Origin of the sequence: Leisingera sp. ANG-M1, from assembly GCF_000813745.1 — a bacterium.
Lineage (GTDB): Bacteria > Pseudomonadota > Alphaproteobacteria > Rhodobacterales > Rhodobacteraceae > Leisingera.
Genome location: NZ_JWLC01000010.1, coordinates 1 through 16,516, shown reverse-complemented (window position 1 = coordinate 16,516; position 16,516 = coordinate 1). Strand labels below are relative to the sequence as shown.

The 16,516-nt window shown below is 62.7% G+C and carries 15 protein-coding genes and 1 tRNA gene; 5 read left to right on the top strand and 11 right to left on the bottom strand.

All coding sequences use genetic code 11. The features are described from left to right. Nucleotides 1–9 precede the first annotated feature (9 nt). Nucleotides 10–930 carry a hypothetical protein gene (locus tag RA19_RS08865; RefSeq protein WP_039161745.1) on the top strand — a complete coding sequence of 307 codons (921 nt, stop codon included), beginning with the start codon at nucleotides 10–12 and terminating at the stop codon, nucleotides 928–930. 40 nt (nucleotides 931–970) lie between these two features. Here the strand turns inward: RA19_RS08865 and RA19_RS08860 are convergent, their stop codons facing one another. The 4 genes from RA19_RS08860 to RA19_RS08845 are packed head-to-tail and all read right to left on the bottom strand — an operon-like array spanning nucleotide 971 to nucleotide 2,891. After that, a complete protein-coding gene (locus tag RA19_RS08860; RefSeq protein ID WP_039161743.1) occupies nucleotides 971–1,558 on the bottom strand; it encodes a GNAT family N-acetyltransferase in 588 nt (195 codons plus the stop codon). After that, on the bottom strand, nucleotides 1,558–1,953 hold the full coding sequence (locus RA19_RS08855; RefSeq protein WP_039161741.1) for a ketosteroid isomerase-related protein: 396 nt from the start codon (nucleotides 1,951–1,953) through the stop codon (nucleotides 1,558–1,560). The genes RA19_RS08860 and RA19_RS08855 overlap by 1 nt, the downstream gene beginning before the upstream one ends. Beyond that, nucleotides 1,950–2,408, bottom strand: a complete 459-nt coding sequence (locus RA19_RS08850; RefSeq protein ID WP_039161738.1) for an arsenate-mycothiol transferase ArsC — start codon at nucleotides 2,406–2,408, stop codon at nucleotides 1,950–1,952. The genes RA19_RS08855 and RA19_RS08850 overlap by 4 nt, the downstream gene beginning before the upstream one ends. A 3-nt stretch (nucleotides 2,409–2,411) precedes the next feature. Continuing rightward, the gene (locus RA19_RS08845) at nucleotides 2,412–2,891 is read right to left on the bottom strand and encodes a UPF0262 family protein (protein ID WP_039161736.1); all 480 of its coding nucleotides are present in this window, start codon (nucleotides 2,889–2,891) and stop codon (nucleotides 2,412–2,414) included. A 161-nt stretch (nucleotides 2,892–3,052) separates the two neighbouring features. On the opposite strand from RA19_RS08845, the gene RA19_RS08840 reads away from it, so the two are divergent. Beyond that, on the top strand, nucleotides 3,053–3,811 hold the full coding sequence (locus RA19_RS08840; protein ID WP_039161733.1) for an SDR family oxidoreductase: 759 nt from the start codon (nucleotides 3,053–3,055) through the stop codon (nucleotides 3,809–3,811). A gap of 81 nt (nucleotides 3,812–3,892) precedes the next feature. On the opposite strand, the gene hisD is transcribed toward RA19_RS08840, so the two are convergent. The 5 genes from hisD to RA19_RS26960 all read right to left on the bottom strand — a co-directional run bounded on the left by hisD (nucleotide 3,893) and on the right by RA19_RS26960 (nucleotide 7,783). Beyond that, nucleotides 3,893–5,194, bottom strand: coding sequence for a histidinol dehydrogenase (gene hisD / locus RA19_RS08835; protein WP_039161731.1), 1,302 nt, complete (start codon nucleotides 5,192–5,194; stop codon nucleotides 3,893–3,895). Nucleotides 5,195–5,357: 163 nt separating this feature from the next. Next, nucleotides 5,358–5,873, bottom strand: coding sequence for a GNAT family N-acetyltransferase (locus RA19_RS08830; protein WP_039161730.1), 516 nt, complete (start codon nucleotides 5,871–5,873; stop codon nucleotides 5,358–5,360). A 3-nt stretch (nucleotides 5,874–5,876) separates the two neighbouring features. Continuing rightward, the gene (locus RA19_RS08825; RefSeq protein WP_039161728.1) at nucleotides 5,877–6,353 is read right to left on the bottom strand and encodes a DUF2948 family protein; all 477 of its coding nucleotides are present in this window, start codon (nucleotides 6,351–6,353) and stop codon (nucleotides 5,877–5,879) included. Continuing rightward, the gene (gene murA, locus RA19_RS08820) at nucleotides 6,353–7,621 is read right to left on the bottom strand and encodes a UDP-N-acetylglucosamine 1-carboxyvinyltransferase (RefSeq protein WP_039161726.1); all 1,269 of its coding nucleotides are present in this window, start codon (nucleotides 7,619–7,621) and stop codon (nucleotides 6,353–6,355) included. Before murA ends, RA19_RS08825 begins: the two co-directional genes overlap by 1 nt. 6 nt (nucleotides 7,622–7,627) lie before the next feature. After that, complete coding sequence (locus RA19_RS26960) at nucleotides 7,628–7,783, bottom strand: hypothetical protein (RefSeq protein ID WP_193748249.1); 156 nt, start codon at nucleotides 7,781–7,783, stop codon at nucleotides 7,628–7,630. An 85-nt stretch (nucleotides 7,784–7,868) separates the two neighbouring features. Between RA19_RS26960 and RA19_RS08815 the strand changes: the two genes are divergently transcribed. The 3 genes from RA19_RS08815 (at nucleotide 7,869) to RA19_RS08805 (ending at nucleotide 13,941) form a co-directional block, all read left to right on the top strand. Beyond that, a tRNA-Thr gene (locus tag RA19_RS08815) sits at nucleotides 7,869–7,943 on the top strand. A 487-nt stretch (nucleotides 7,944–8,430) separates the two neighbouring features. Beyond that, nucleotides 8,431–10,779 carry a methyl-accepting chemotaxis protein gene (locus RA19_RS08810; RefSeq protein ID WP_082020493.1) on the top strand — a complete coding sequence of 783 codons (2,349 nt, stop codon included), beginning with the start codon at nucleotides 8,431–8,433 and terminating at the stop codon, nucleotides 10,777–10,779. A gap of 210 nt (nucleotides 10,780–10,989) precedes the next feature. Beyond that, on the top strand, nucleotides 10,990–13,941 hold the full coding sequence (locus tag RA19_RS08805) for an ATP-binding protein (protein ID WP_039161723.1): 2,952 nt from the start codon (nucleotides 10,990–10,992) through the stop codon (nucleotides 13,939–13,941). 38 nt (nucleotides 13,942–13,979) lie between these two features. Here the strand turns inward: RA19_RS08805 and RA19_RS08800 are convergent, their stop codons facing one another. Together RA19_RS08800 and RA19_RS08795 are read right to left on the bottom strand one after the other, a co-directional pair. After that, nucleotides 13,980–14,819: a DMT family transporter gene (locus RA19_RS08800; protein WP_039161720.1), complete on the bottom strand. Its 840-nt coding sequence runs from the start codon at nucleotides 14,817–14,819 to the stop codon at nucleotides 13,980–13,982. A gap of 41 nt (nucleotides 14,820–14,860) precedes the next feature. Continuing rightward, on the bottom strand, nucleotides 14,861–16,516 hold a 1,656-nt coding region (locus RA19_RS08795), incomplete at its 5' end, for a Na/Pi cotransporter family protein (protein WP_039161718.1).

Below are 16,516 nucleotides of genomic sequence, written 5' to 3'. Positions count from 1 at the left end.
ACCACTCCCTTGGCGACCAAACTTGACGACAAGAACCTGAAGGGCGTTATTGCCGACCTCCCCAAGAAAGGCTTCCGCACCAAATTCTGGCGGGAATACCGGGCCGGCGCTTGCAAGGGCAGCGGCGTGGGCAAGTACATGGATCTGCTGGAGAAACTGGGAGTACCGCCGTCCGGTGATCCGGCCAAGGCGGATTTGGACAAGATGCCAGAGATCGTCCAGGCCTTCAGCATGCTCGCCAATGCGATGCTGAAGGCACGCGGCAAATGCGGCAAGCTGCAGTCGCACAGCAAGGAGCTGTGCCTCGCCTATGGCAAACTGATCGAGAAACGCGAGAATGCCGCCGCCGAACTGGCCCGCAATGCGGACAAGATCAAACAAAAGCAGATGGCACAGCAGCTGAAGGTCGAAAAAGAAAACGAAGAAACGGACAAACACCTGGCCAAGCTCAAGAAAGAGCATGAGGCCACCCGCAAGCTGATCCTCAAGGAGATCAAGGCAGCCGAGGTGCGCGCCAGGAAGATCGAGGCCGCCTGCCTCGACATCTCCAAGGATGTGAACGCCGCGCTGGACAAGCTGGAGGCAATCCAGAAAGCCTGGAAGACCGCTTACAACAAGGAAGGCTCGGACCAATCCAAGATCGAAGCGCAGGCCGACAAGGGCATCCGCGACCTGACCAAATCATTCAAGATCGACGCGCACGCAAAGAACGTGAAAGCCGCCCTGCCCAAGCTGTTCAAGGAGCTGGCCGAGAACTACAAGCAGTTCAAACAGGAAGACTACAACAAGAAGGAATATGTTGCTGCCGGCCGGGCAGTGACAGCGGCCAAGCGCACCTTTGACGATGCCCGGGATTCCGTGAAGCTCTACGCCACCCAGCAGAAAATCGCGCTGGAAGAGCTGCAGACCGCCCGCCCCGAAGGCGTGTGACGCTCATAGAAACAGGCGCTTGCTTGAGCGCCTGTTTGCCTTACAGATCGCGGATCCAGAACTGCAGCGGCTTCTGCGTCTCTTCCACCTGATCCACATCTTTCCAGGAGAAATGGGCAATGGCGCCTTCCAGCGGTTCATAGCCGCGCTTGCGCCAGAAGGGATCCAGCGGCGCGTAGGTGTCCGGCCGCAGCGGATGGTCCGCCGGGCGCTGCACACCGCAAAAGGCGGTTTTTGCAAACCCGTGCTGGCGGGCGTGGGCTTCGCGGGCATCGAAGAAGCCGTGCCCGACGCCATGGCCGCGGTATTCCGGCAGCAGCACGGATTCGGCGCAGTAGAATACCTGCGTCAGATCAATGCCCGTCCCGTCGAACGCAGCCGCGAAGTCATCGGCGTGATCCGCCAGAGGCGCACCGGTGGAGGCGCCAACCAGCGTCTCGCCGTCAAACGCACCAACGACGACTGCCCGTTCGCTGTCACGGTAGCTTTGCAGGTATTCCCGCTCATACTCCAGGTCGCCGTCATAAAGATACGGCCAGGACCGGAACACCGCGATGCGCAGGCGCGCCACATCGTCCAGCGCGGCTTCCAGCGCCGCGCCAGTCATGGCCTCAACCCGGATTGCCATTACTTGGAGACCTGGGCGATCCAGTCCGCCAGGTTGTAATAGGTGGTCACGCGGGAAATCTTGCCGTCCTTCAGCTCAAAGAACGACCCGCCCGGCAGGCGGTAGGTCTGGCCATTGGCGTCCGGCAGGCCTTCATCGGTCTGCAGGTAGGTGCCGTTCACGATGAACTCGGCCGCGGCACGGGTGCCGTTCTCTGCCGAGAAAATCACCATATCGGTCAGCTCTTCTTTGTAGCAGCGGCTCATATGGGCGCAGAAATCGGCAAAATTCTCTTTGCCCACGCGGATCTGCCCCTCGTTCACGTGGTGGGCAATCTGCTCGTCCAGGCAGTCCAGCATGGCATCGGTGTCGCCTGCATTGAAGGCTGCGAAATAACGCTGAATGGTCTCGGTCATGATCTCTCCGTCGGTTCGCCCCAGCGCTTGATCAGGTGCTGGATGATTTGGTCACGGCTTTGCCTGTAGCTGTCTAGCTTGGCATCGCGCGTCTCGCCGAGCCCGGTTGGGTCCATAATCGGCCAATATTCGACATCCAGGTGGAAAAACCGGGTGAGTTCCAGCGCCCGCCGCTGGCTGGCGGGCGACAGGGCCACCACCAAGTCAAAGGACGACAGGTCATCGCCCCAGCGCTCCATCTCGTCGAACGAGCGCGAACGGTGGCGTGACAGCTCCACCCCGATCTCCTGGCAGACCGAGATCGAAAAGCCGTCGATCTCCATGTCGTTCTTGACACCGGCGGACTGCACATAGGTGCCGGTGCCATAGAATTTTTTCATGATGCCCTCGGCCATGGGCGAACGGACCGAATTGTGGTCGCAACAGAACAGGATGGACTGCGGCAGCTCCTCCACGCGTCAGCCTCCGAAATGCAATACGCAGATCAGGGTGAACAGACGGCGGGCTGTGTCGGTGTCGACCTCAGCCTTGCCTTCCAGCCGCTCCTGCAGCACCCGGCTGCCCTCGTTGTGGATGCCGCGGCGGGCCATATCTATGGTCTCAATCTGGCTGGGCGGCATGGTCTTCACCGCAGTAAAATAGCTCTCGCAAATCTGGTAGTAGTCCTTGACCACCTGCCGGAAGGGCGACAGCGACAGGTGGAATTCTGCCGCCTTCTCGCCGCCTTCGGTGCTGATATCAAAGACCAGCCGTTTGTCGCGGATCGCCAGCCCCAGATGGTACGGGCCAGCAGGCAGCTCGCGCCCATCACGGGACGGCAGCGTAAAACTGTTCTCTTCGATCAGATCATAAATCGCCACCTTGCGCTCCTGCTCGATTTCCGGCGTCGGCGGCGGCAGGTTGCGGTCGTCCAATTCGATCTGGCTGATGCGGCTCATGGGTCTTTGTCTCTGATCTGCGCGAAAGGCGTCCGGCCATGAGTATCGCACCGCCGCGCCCGGGGCAATGCAGCAAGGGGCGTCAAAGCAAAGGCCATTTGCGGCAGTGGTTGACAGGCCGCCGCTGCAGGCCCAGCCTGCCCGCAGCAGGAGACACACGGATGACAGGGTTAGAAAAGTTTTCCCTCGCAGGTCAGCGGGCGCTGGTGACCGGTTCAACCGACGGGCTCGGCTTCGCCGCCGCCCATCTGCTGGCCGGGGCCGGGGCCGAGGTCTGGGTCAACGGGCGCAGCCAGGACCGGGTGGAGCAGGCCCTCGCCCGGATGCCCGGCACCGCCCATCCGCTGGTGCTGGATGTGGCTGACGAAGAGGCCGCTGCCGCTGCCTTTGCAGGCATCGCCGCGGCCGGCGGGCTCAACATCCTGGTCAACAACGTTGGCCAGCGCGACCGCCGCAGCCTGCAGGAATTCACCCGCGCGGACCTGCAATCACTGTGGGAGGTTGACTTGGTCTCCCCCTTCCGCCTGTCACAGCTGGCCGCCGCACAGATGGAGGCAAAGGGCTGCGGCCGCATAATCAACATCTCGTCCATTGCCGGCCTTATCGCCCAGGCCGGCGACGCAGCCTATACAACCGCCAAGGCTGGCATCAACGGCATGACCAAGGCGCTGGCCGCAGAGCTTGGTCCCAAGGGCATAACTGTGAACGCCATCGCGCCCGGCTTCTTCAAGACCGCCCCCAACCTGGCCGCGGCGGCAGACCCGGCCATTTTGGAAAAGCTGCAAAACGCAACCTGTCTGGGCCGCTGGGGCGAACCGGAAGAGCTGGCCCCCGCCATCCTATTCCTGGCCTCACCAGCCGCGTCCTACATCACCGGGCAAGTCTTGGCCGTGGATGGCGGCTATACCGCCCACTACTGAACGGCCCCCTGCTTCTTTCTGGTCCCAAATACCCCGGGGTGAATGCGCGGCACGCGCAGAGGGGCAGCGCCCCTTGCTGCCTCAGCCGTTCAGCGCATCCAGCCGGGCCGTGACCGACAGCCCATGCGCCTCCAGGCTCTCGCTGTTTGCCAGCACCTCCGCCGCCGGGCCAATTGCCTGAAGCGCCGCCGGGGTCATCTGGCTCAGCGTCGTGCGCTTGAGGAAATCCATCACCGAAAGACCGGAGGAGAACCGCGCCGAACGCGCCGTCGGCAGCACGTGGTTGGGGCCGCCGACGTAATCGCCAATGGCCTCTGGAGTATACTGGCCCAGGAAGATGGCACCGGCGTGGACGGTCTTTTCGCTCAAAGCAACCGGGTCCGCAACACAGAGCTCCAAGTGCTCAGGCGCCACCCGGTTGGACAGTGCGGCTGCCTCATCCAGATCGCGCACGGTAATCACCGCACCGAAGTCGCGCCAGGAGGCACCGGCAATGGCGCGGCGTTCCAGCGTTTCCAGCCGCTTGTCCACGGCTTCAGCAACCGCGCGGCCGAATCCTTCATCATCGGTGATCAGGATCGACTGAGCGCTTTCGTCATGCTCGGCCTGGCTCATCAGGTCGAGCGCGATCCAGTCCGGGTTGTTGTCCTTGCCGGCAATCACCAGGATTTCCGAAGGGCCTGCAATCATGTCGATGCCGACCTTGCCGAACACCCGGCGCTTGGCGGCAGCCACAAAGGCATTGCCCGGGCCGGTGATCTTGTCCACCGGCGCGATGCTTTCGGTGCCATAGGCCAGCGCCGCCACTGCCTGGGCGCCGCCGACGCGGTAGATTTCATCAACGCCGGACAGCCTTGCCGCCAGCAGCACCAGCGGGTTGATCTGCCCGTCCGGGGTTGGCACGGTGATCGCCAGCCGTTCGACACCTGCCACCTTTGCCGGAATGGCATTCATCAGCACCGAAGAGGGATAAGACGCCAGCCCGCCCGGCACATACAGGCCCGCGGCGGAAACCGCCGACCAGCGCCAGCCCAGCGTGGCGCCGCTCTCGTCGGTCCATTGCGCATCTTCCGGCATTTGGCGCGTGTGATAAGCGCGGATGCGTTCCGCCGCCAACTCCAGCGCTGCGCGTTCTTCGGCGGAGACTGTGGCGATGGCCGCATCCACCTCGGCATCGGTGAACCGGAGCTGGGTGGCGTCCAGTTCCAGCCGGTCGAACTTCGCGGTCAGCTCCACCAGCGCTGCATCGCCGCGGCTGCGCACGTCGTCGATGATCCCGGCAACAATGGCATCCACATCCGGGCTGTCCTCGCGCTTGGCGCCCAAGAGCGTGGTGAAGGCCTGCTCAAAATCAGAATCGGCGGTGTTCAGAAACTGCGGCATCGGGATCTCCTTTGGCCTCCGCATAGCCCTATGGGCGCAGAGCCTCAAGAATTATGGCAGCAAGCGGTGCAATTGGACGCAAGGCAGGGACGCTGCCCCTCTTGGCCTGGCGGCCAATGCACCCCGGATTATTTCGGCCAGAAAGAAGCGGCAGGCAGGATTTTCAATCGAGGTGTTTGTGCATCGGCAAGCAGGGAGTGCCACAAAAGTTCACGGGTGCCCCGTCCCGCTGCCAGCCATTGGCCTGGTAGAATTCCAAAGCGGTGCCGGTCGCGTTCAGGCGCCCTTCACTGCAGCCGCTTTTCAGAAGCTCCGATTCGAGATGCGCCAGCAAAGCAGTCCCGGCGCCTTGCCCGGCCACTTCAGGCGCAACGTACAGCAAGGAGATTGCCCCCTTGGAATTCAGCCCGCCGACACCTGCCACGGCCCCGCCGAGCTCTGCCAGCCAGTAGCGCCCAGGGCCTTCGATCCAGGTGCGGATCCGCTCCGGGCTCTTATCTGCAGTCCATTCGGCGATCCGGGCCGCATCCCCATCATGATCGGCTTTGCAGAGATCACGGATTGACGAGATAAGGACGCGGCTCATGTCAAAGACGTCAAAGACAGTGGCTGGACGGATCTGCAGCTGCGGCACGGCAACAGGGGCAAAGGCCTGAGAAATGCCGCGCTTGTTCTGCACCGGTCAGGCTCCGTGGTCCGGGGCCTGGCCCGAGGGCGCGCGGTAGGGACGGGTCACGTCACGCACCGAAACCTCCAGCGCCTCGACCGACAGCCGCAGGGCGCCATCGCCGGCCAGGGTGAGCAGCACATGGCCGGCGCCGTCTTCGCCCGGCTCGAAGCTGACCGAAAGCAGCGACAGAATCAGATCAGTGTCCTTGCGGTCCACCCCCTGCGAGGCGACGCCCAGCACATTGTTCACCACCAGAAGCGACTGCACCCGCTCATAAGCGCGGCCGCGGCGCTCGGCAGCGTCGCGGTCCTCCCAGCGGAACCGGTTCAGCAGCAGGGCAAAGCGGCGCTCGGAGGCGCGCCAGCTCATTTCAGTCACCGGGAACACCGCATCTTGCAGAAGAGAAGACAGCACCTCGAGGTCATTTGCCTCCAGTGCGCCCAGATTCAGCGGAACCTCGCGGCCGTCATCAAAGCTTGCATCTGCCATCACTGTTCCCTGATCCGTTCGATTTTGGCGCCGACACCGGACAGCTTGCGCACCACATGCTCATAGCCGCGGTCCAGGTGATAGACCCGGCTCACCATGGTTTCGCCTTCCGCCGCGAGCCCTGCCAGAATCAGCGAGACCGAGGCGCGCAGATCGGTGGCCATCACCGGAGCGCCTTTGAGTTTTTCAACGCCGGTCACCGTGGCGGTGCCGCCGTGCACCTCGATCTGGGCGCCCATGCGCGTCAGCTCCGGCGCATGCATGAAGCGGTTCTCAAAGATTTTCTCTTCCAGCACTGAGGTGCCCTCGGCGGTGCACATCAGCGCCATCATCTGCGCCTGCAGGTCGGTGGGGAAGCCGGGGAAAGGCTCGGTTATCACGTCCACCGCCGATACCCGGCCGTTCTTGCGGGCCACTTTCAGGCCCTTTTCGGTTTCGGTCACTTGGATGCCCGCCGCATCCAATTTCTCGCAGAAGGAGCCAACCAGAGACATGCGGCCGCCGAGGCATTCCACCTCACCGCCGCAGATCGCCGGGGCCAGCATGTAGGTGCCCAGTTCGATCCGGTCGGTCACCACCTGGTGGGTTGCACCGTGCAGCCGGTCTACGCCCTGAATGGTGATATCGGGGGAGCCGTCGCCCTCGATCTGGGCACCCATCTTGCGCAGGCAGTCCGCCAGGTCGACGATCTCTGGCTCGCGGGCGGCGTTCTTAATCACCGTGGTGCCCTTGGCCAGCGTCGCCGCCATCATAATGTTCTCGGTGGCGCCCACGGAGGCAAAGCTGAGTTCGATCACCGCGCCCTTGAGGCCGTTCGGCGCCTTGGCATGCAGGTAACCGTCTTTCAGCTCGATCTCAGCGCCCAGCGCTTCGAGCCCGTGAATATGCAGATCCATCGGCCGCGCGCCAATGGCACACCCCCCGGGCAGCGAGACCACCGCCTGGCCCAGCCGCGCCAGCATCGGGCCTAGCACAAGATTGGATGCGCGCATCTTACGCACGATGTCATAATCGGCAACATGGCTGGTGAGGTCGTGACTCGACATCGCCAGTACCTGGCCATCCTGCAGGCTGGACACCTCGGCGCCCAGCGATTGCAAGAGCAGCGTCATGGTCTTGATGTCGCTCAGCCGCGGCGCATTGGTCAGCGTCAGCGGTTCTTCGCTGAGGAGCGTGGCCGGCATTAGCGTGAGGCAGGCGTTTTTGGCCCCTGCGATTGGAATCTGCCCATTCAGCGGGCCGTTGCCAGTTACCAGAATCGAATCCATCTGCCGTTATTCTCCGCTTTTGCCTGTATCCTGGTCCTGCTTGTCCGCCCGCGCCTTGGCTTGGGCCTTGCGCCGGGCCATATTTGCCTTGAGCGCCGCCTTCAACCGGTCTTCGCGGGAGGCCGCTGAGCCTTCGTTTTTCGGTGTTTTCTTCTCTGCCATAGAACTTCTGTAACTTAGTGCGAAAAAACCGTCCAGAATGCTCTTGCGCCCCTCCGCGTTTATGCCTAAAAGCCCCCTCACCGGCGCTGCTGTAGCTCAGAGGTAGAGCACTCCCTTGGTAAGGGAGAGGTCGAGAGTTCAATTCTCTCCAGCAGCACCAGTTTCCAAAACATGAGTGATTTCAAGCGCCTGCAAAGGGACGGCTGCCAGTGCCGAAGTCTTTTCCGTGCTTAAACACGCCCCTGGGACATCAAAATCTCAGGTAAATAGGGGCGTTTGACTGTCGCTGGCCAGCCACCTGCCTAGCCGCAGGGGCAAAGCGTCTGCCCGCACGGCGGGAATGCAATGGTCCTGGGTCTCCTGCTGGGCCGGTTGGCCCCTTCCGCCGCAGCCTGGCGCAGGAGAATCACACCGGGTCCGGACGATTCGCCCCCCTGCCGTAACGCCACAGAAAAAAGTGAAACAGCCAAAATGCGGCTTTCTGGCCCGCCAAATGACGCGAATCCACGGGTCCGGCATCAATTTTAACGCGGCTGAAATGAATCCGCCTGACTGTCGTCTCCCATCAAGCGCCACCCAGCTGGCACCGCCGACGGCCGTTCGCAGGCTGCCGGGCAGACTGAAATGTTGATGGGAACTACGCTGCAATGACTCGACTGTTTAAATTCTGGGGCAATATGCGACTCGGCCGCAAGCTGCCGCTGTCCATCGCCGCGCCAACGATTCTTCTGACTCTCGCTTCAGGCTTTTTCTTTGCCTGGGAGGCCGGCCAGGCATTGAAAGCCAACCGGGAAGCGGCCTATGCGACGCTTCTGGAAGAGCGTAAAGACGCGCTGGAAAACTGGGTTGCCACCCTGCGCTCGCAAACCCGGACCCTGGTTGCAAGCAAGGCGGTCGAAACGGCGCTGCGCGACTTCTCCAACGGGTTCTATTCGCTGGGCGACGATCCCGCATCGCATCTGCGCGCCACATACGGCGAGGGCAATCCGAATCCTGCGGGCGAGCGCTACAAGTTGCTGGATGCCAAGGACAAGTCCGCTTGGTCGATCCGCCATAAGATGAACCATGCGGGCTTTGTCACTTTCCTGGAAGAACAGGGGTTCCTGGACGCTTACCTTTTGGATGTGCAGGGCAACATGGTCTACTCGGTGCACAAGAACGAAGATTTTGCGCTGAACTACCTGACCGGGCCTTTTAAGGACAGCGGGCTGGGCCAGGCTTTCCAAGCGGCGCTGGAGCTGGAACAGGGGAATGTCTTCCTGTCGCCAATGGCCGCCTACGAGGCGGACGGCGGCGCGGCAGCCATGTTCGCCGCTTCGCCGATCTACAAACGCGGTGCCATCATGGGGGCGCTGGTTCTGCGGGTGCCGGTAGGCGATATTGCAGGCATCCTGTCCCGCTCCGCCCTGCTGGGGGAGACCGGCCAGGCCTATCTGGTGCGCGGCGACGGTGTTGCCCTGACCGCATCGGACCGCGAAGGCGGCCATCAGATCCTGTCGCAACTGCCGGACCTGCAGCAGATCTCCGCGGCCATCAGCGGCGGCGAAAGCAGCTTTTCAGGCACTCTGGGCCTATCCGGCCAGCCGGTTGAAGCAATGGCTGCGGGTATCGGCCTGGAAGACCGGACCTGGGGCATCGTGCTGGAGGTAGACAGTGCCGAAGCCCTTGCCGCACAGCGCAGCCTGACCAATGCGTCCATGCTGCAAGCGGTCGGTGTGGCGCTTGCAGTGGCGCTGCTGTCCTGGATTGCGGCCCGCAGCATTGCCCGCAAGGTTTCGGCCTTGTCCGACAGCGTCGAACACATTGCCGCCAAGGATTACGATCATCCCGTTGCAGGCAACGGCACCGGGGACGAGTTCGGCAATATTGCCGGCATCCTCGAGGGATTCAAAACCGATCTGCAGAATGCCCAAATTGCCGAACAGGAGCGGGCAGAAGCTCAGCGCGAGCAGGACCTTGTGGTCAATGAGCTGCGTAACGGCCTGACTCATCTGGCGAAAGGGGATTTCTCCAGCACCATCGACACGCCGTTCCCCGATGCCTACAGGGGCCTGCGCATGGACTTCAACCAAACCGTGGACACGCTGAACGCCACTGTGCGCGAAGTGGTGGAGGCTACCACCAGTATCCGCAACGGCACCCATGAGATCAGCCAGGCTTCGGATGATCTGTCGCAGCGCACCGAAAGTCAGGCAGCCACGCTGGAGGAAACCGCGGCGGCCCTGGATCAGATGACTGCCAGCGTCAAAGCGGCCGCCGACGGCGCCCGCCGGGTGGAAACCGCCATGAACGAAGCCCGCGACGAGGCAAAGACCAGCGGCGAAGTCGTGGAAAACGCGGTGGCCGCAATGAACGGCATCGAAGAATCTGCCACTCATATCTCGCAGATCATCGGGGTGATCGACGACATCGCCTTCCAGACCAACCTGCTGGCACTGAACGCCGGCGTCGAAGCTGCACGTGCGGGTGACGCCGGGCGCGGTTTTGCAGTGGTCGCCTCGGAAGTGCGGGCGCTGGCGCAACGTTCTTCGGATGCGGCGATGGAGATCAAAGCGCTGATCTCCAATTCAGGCGAACAGGTCGCCAAGGGCGTGGATCTGGTCGGCAAGGCCGGCGACGCGCTGAACAGCATCGTCTCTCAGGTCACGCATATCTCGGGGCTGGTTTCGGGCATCGCGGAAGGTGCTGCCGAGCAGTCCACCGGCATTGGTGAAATTAACACCGGGGTGATGCAGCTTGATCAGGTGACCCAGCAGAACGCCGCGATGGTGGAACAGATGACTGCCGCAGGCCAGCTGCTGAACGGCGATGCATCCAAACTGGCAGGGCTGGTGGCGCAGTTCAACGTCGGCGAGGAGATGGCCCCGCCGCCGCAGGCGGCCGAACCGGAACTGCCGTCTGCACATGGCACGGGATGGGAGGATCTGCCGCAAGAGCCTGCTGCTATGCCGGTCGCGGATGGCTCTGCCGCTTTGGCTAAGTGGCAGGACTTCTGATCCCGGGCCTTGCAGGTTCTCAGCCCGGGGCAAGGTGCTGGCACTTGAAACAGGGCTGGCGCCTGGCCGCCGGGCCGGCTGGCGCACGGGAATGAGTTGAGAAATCCCGCCATTCGGACTTTATAGGGACTGCGAGGCCGACGAGCGGGCCTCGCACGCGGGCCGCTCCGGCCTGACGGCGGTGTTTCGCTTGAATTCAAAGGTGGCTGCATGGCCGTGTTCAAACTTCCCGGATCCTGGCTGCGGGCGCTTGGCAACCTGGGCTATCTTCCTGCTCTGCTCACCCTGGCGGTTGTTTGCACCGCCGGCTTCTTTGCCGAAAGGCAAAATGCCACCATCCACCATCAGTCCGAGCGCGCGGCCGTTCAGCAAACCGCGGGCCTGATCAAATCCCGCCTGGAGGGCCAGCTGAACGGGGATTACCAAAGGCTGCGCGGCCTGGCGGCGATGCTCAGCACCGAACCAGGCATGCCGCAGGACCGGTTCAGCTTGCTTGCGGGTCAGGTTTTGGAGGGGCAGACGGCCATCCGCCATATTGCCGCCGCCCCTGGCCTGGTGGTTTCGCTGATCTACCCGATGCAAGGCAACGAACCCGCGATCGGGCTGGACTACAACGAGAACGCCGCACAGCGCGATGCCGCCTTCCGGGTGCGTGACAGCGGTGAAATGGTGCTGGCCGGACCGGTGAACCTGGTTCAAGGCGGCACCGGATTCATCTACCGCTTGCCCGTCTTCACTGGATCAGGGCCTAACCGGCAGTTCTGGGGCATCCTGTCAGCCGTCGTGGAAACCGGAACCCTTTATGCCGCCACCGGTCTGGACGGCAGTATGAGCGGACTTGATCTTGCCCTGACCGGACACGACGGCACCGGCGCTGCAGGCCGCCAGTTCTTCGGCAGCCCAGGCATTCTGGCCGGAGACCCGGTGCTGCTGGACATCCACCTGCCGGCTGGCTCCTGGCAGCTGGCTGCGCGGCCTGCGGGCGGCTGGCAGCCGTACCCCGAAAATCAATGGCAGCTGCGCCTGGCGCTGCTGGCCGCCGGGATGCTGATTGTCTTTCCAACCTTCCTGGCCGGCAGACTCTCGGCGGCCCGGCAGCTCGTGATCGGCAAGCTGCGGCGCCGCGAGGCAGAGCTGGAAGCGGTGTCGCGGCGGCTGGAAATCGCGGTCAAGACTTCACGGGTCGGCATTTGGGAATGCGATTCGGCAAACCAGCGGGTGAGCTGGGACAGCCGGATGCATGAACTGTACGGCGTGCCGGCGGAAAACGGCCCGCTGGCGGGCAGCAGCTGGATCGCCATGCTGCACCCCGAGGACCGGGACCGGGTCGCAGAAGCCCTAAGCGCAGCGGAGAGGGACAAGTCGAATTTCGCCTCGGAGTTCCGGATCGTGCTGGACGGCGGCACGGTCAAGCACATCCGCGCTTTGGCCAGCCCGTTCAAAGACGCACTCGGCCGCGACTGGATGATCGGGGTCAATTGGAATGTCTCTGAAGACATCCATCTTCGCGAGGAACTGATACGTGCAAACCAGGCACTGTCGGAACGCAACAGCGAATTGAACCGAGGCAAGCAAGCGCTCGAGGAGGCCCATGCCGAACTGCAAAAGCAGCAGGAGGAGCTTCACCGCCTGTCGCTGGTGGCCAAACATGCCTCCGACAGTATCATCCTGACTGATGCGGAGCTGCGGATTCTTTGGGTCAATGACGCCTTTACCCGTGCCACCGGCTATGCCGGAAGCGAAGCAATCGGACGCACCCCTTCGGACCTTTTGGACGGGCCCAACACCGATCTTGGCGTGATCAGGGAGATGAACCGCCACAAGGAAAGCGGCACCCGCTACCACAACGAGGTGCTCAATTACACCAAGTCAGGGGATGAGGTCTGGTTCGACACCAATATTGTGCCGGTTGCCGGCAAGGATGGCAAAGTCGACCTGATCATCGGCATCGAGCGCGACATCACCCGCAGCAAGCAGCGCGAACGCGAGCTGGCCGAGGCCAAGCAGGCGGCGGAGATGGCGGACCGGGCCAAATCGGAGTTCCTGGCCAACATGAGCCATGAAATCCGCACACCGATGAACGGCATCATCGGCATGGCCGATCTGCTGGCAGAAGCGGAGCTGTCTCCGGATGATCAGCAGAATGTGGACACGATCCGCAATTCCGCGCAGGCGCTTCTGAAGATCATCAACGACATCCTGGATCTATCGCGGCTGGAGGCCGGGAAATTTTCTATCTCCGAAGAAGACTTCGATCTGCGCGAGTGCATCAGCGCCGCCGCAGGGCTGTTCCGGCCCAAAGCTCTTGAGAAGGGGCTGCCTCTGCAGGTCCGCTTTGCCGAGGGTTTGCCGGAACGGCTGCACGGCGACGACGGGCGGTTGCGGCAGATCCTCGTCAATCTGATCGGCAATGCCGTGAAATTCACGGCCCAAGGGGAAATATCGGTGCGGGTTTCCAGCACGGCTGCAGATCCCTGCCGCCTGGTGATTGAGGTTGAGGACAGCGGCATCGGGATCTCCGAGGCCCAAAGCCGCTACATCTTCGACCGCTTCACCCAGGCCGACACAGCCACCACCAAGGCGTTTGGCGGCACCGGGCTGGGGCTTACGATTTCCAGCATGCTGGCCAAGCGGATGGGCGGCGGCATTTCTGTCAGGTCAGAGCCGGGTCAGGGGTCGTGCTTCCGGCTGGAAGTGCAGATGGCCCCCGCAAGCCCGGCTCTGGACAAGCTGGCCGTTCTGCCGCTGGAAGCCGCACAAGAGCTGAAACCGTGCAAGATCCTGCTGGCCGAGGACAATCAGACCAACCGTTTGCTGATCCGCAAATACCTGCGCGGCCAGCCGGTTGAGCTGGCCGAAGCGCCAAACGGCCGGGCCGCAGTCGACATGTGCCGGGAGCTGCGACCGGATATCATCCTTATGGACATGTCTATGCCAGAGCTGGACGGTATTGCCGCAACCCGGGAAATCCGCAGTTTGCCGATTGACCAACCTGTCATTCTCGCGCTGACCGCAAATGCCTTTTCCAGCGACCGGCAAGCCTGCCTGGATGCGGGCATGGATCACTTCCTGGCAAAGCCGGTGAAAAAGTCGGTTCTTCTAAGCACGCTGACGGCAATTCAGACCGATACTGTGCGCCCTGAGCAGAGAGCCAGCGCCTGAGGGCCGAAGCCTGAAAGACGCTGGCGGATGCTGCAGAGTCAGACCGCCATGCCGATCAAAGCTACGCCGCCGGCCATCATGACTGCCGAGCCGAGACGGCGCACCCAATAACCTTCCTTGAGGAAGACAAATCCGATCAGCGCCGCAAAGATCACCGACGTCTCGCGCAGCGCCGAGACCGCCCCCAGCGGCGCAAAGTTCTTGGCATAAAGCACCAGCCCATAGGCCGTCATCGACACCAGCCCGCCCGCCAGGCCCAGGGCCCAGGTCCGCTTGGGCAGGGCGGCCAGGGTTTCGCGCTTGCGGATGGCAATGAAGATGGCGATGAAGATATGCAGGAACGCGCCCCAGGCCCAATAGCTGAGCGTATTGCCAGACAAGCGCACTCCTACCCCGTCGATCAGGGAATAGATCGAGATGAAGATCCCTGTCCCGACAGCAAAGCCCAAGGCCGTCCGCCCCACACCGGAGCGCAGCGCCTTCCAGCTGCTGAGCTGGATGCCAAGCGCAATCACTGCGATCCCAACCCAGGCCTGCAGCGGCAGCACCTCGCCTGCAAAGATCATCGCCCAAATGCCCACAAGCGCCGGAACAATGCCGCGGGCAATCGGGTATACGACGCTGAAGTCGCCATGCTGATAGGCCCGCCCAAGCATGTAGTAATAGCCGAAATGCACCACGGTCGAGAGCAGGATGTAGATAAAGCTCTCGGCATTGGGCAGCGGCAGCAGCGCCACCATCACCGCACTGGGGATCACATGGCCAAAGGCCACCAGTCCCAGCGTAGTGGTGCGGTCGGCGGCGGTTTTCACAATTGCGTTCCAGACGGCGTGCAGCAGCGCTGCCGACAGGATGATGGCAATAACAAAGAGGGTCATTTCAGGGACAGATCTTTACTGCAACGGCCCGGGACTCAGCCTTACTCGGCTTGCTCCGGCCGCATTTCGTTGATCAGCCGGGTCTCCAGCAGCTGGCCGTTCTGGTACAGAACCGGATAGGCCACCGCAGCGATATGGCTGTTGAATTCACGGAGCGCCCGCAGCGTCTCCAGATGGATATCCGAGGTTTCAAAGCTATCCTGGGCACCGTTCTGCAACCGCTTCAGGTGGCGTTTGCGGCTGTCATGCTCCATCCGTTTCAGTTCGGTCTTTTCCAGGCTCAGCAGCCGGGCGCTCTCCAGGTCATCCGAGATCAGCACGTTCGAGGCCAGCTGCAGGTTGGCCAGGGTGGCCTCATGCATCCGGGTGATCTCCATCCAGCCATCCTTGGAGAAGCGCAGGTTCTTCTTGTTCAGATCACCGGCCAGCACCGTCAGGCGGCGGGCCACCACATCTCCGGCAGTTTCCAGCCTGATGGCATATTCCATTAAGCCGCGCGCAGTCTTCACCTGCGCCTTGCTGAACTCCTCTTCGGGGATGGCGGCCACATATTTGCGGATGCCGGAGAGGCAGGCATTGACCTCCTCATCCATCACCTGCACTGCCTTGATCTGCTCCTTGGTGCTGGACTGGTAGAGCTCCAGAACCGGGCGGTACATGGCATGCACCAGATCGCTCATCCGCAGCAACTCGCGCTTGAGATTGGACACCGCCTGGGTAGCAGAACCATAGCTGCCCTGCTCCAGTGCGCTGACCGGCCTCCCCGGCTGAGTGGTTTCTGCCGTCGCAGGCTCCGGGAACAGCCGCTCAAAGAGCCCTTGCAGCCGGCCGCAGAACGGCAGCGCCAGCACCAGCAGGGACGCATTGAACGCCAGATGCGCGTTGACCAGCATCTGGCCGCCCTGGGGGTCTCCCAGCAGCCCTTGGCGCAGCGCCAGATTGGCGCCGAACAGCGCCACCACCGCCCAGGCACCGCGCAGGGCGAGGTTGGCGTAGGGAATGCGCCGCGCCTGCAGATCCATGCCGCGGCTGAGCCACACCGGAATGAAGGCAGAGCCGAAATTCGCCCCCAAGACCAAGGACATGCCGGCCGCAAAAGGGATCGCGCCGATTTGCACCAGGGTCACGCACATCAGGATCGCCGCAACGCTGGAATGCATCACAAAGGCCAGCGCGCCGCCGACCAGAAATGCAGTGATATAGTCGCGCGCCAGATAGCCGGCGATGGCGGGCAGAAAGGCGCTGTCGCGGATCGGATCCATCGCCTCGCGCAGAAACCTGAGCGAAATCAGGATGAAAGCCACCCCCATCAGGATGCGGCCGAGCTGGCGCGCTTTCTTGGCCTCGGTCTTCACAAACAGGTAGCCGCCGATCGCCAAGAGCACCGGCACCAGCCAGTCGAGCTTGAACGACAGGATCTGGATGATCAGCGCCGAGCCCAGGTCGCCGCCCAAGACAATCGCGAGGCCTGCCGGGAACGCCAGCATGCCGGAGGCGGCAAAGCCGGATGTGAGCAGCGCCACCGCCGCCGAAGACTGCAGCACGATGGCCATGGCGACGCCGGTGGCGGCGGAGGAGGCATAGCTGCGCTGGCCGGTCATCAGCCGCTGGAACGAGGCCCCATAGCTGCGCTCGATGCCGGTGCGCACCATCCGCACCGCAAACAGCAGCAGCATTGTGGCGCCCGCAAGGCTGAT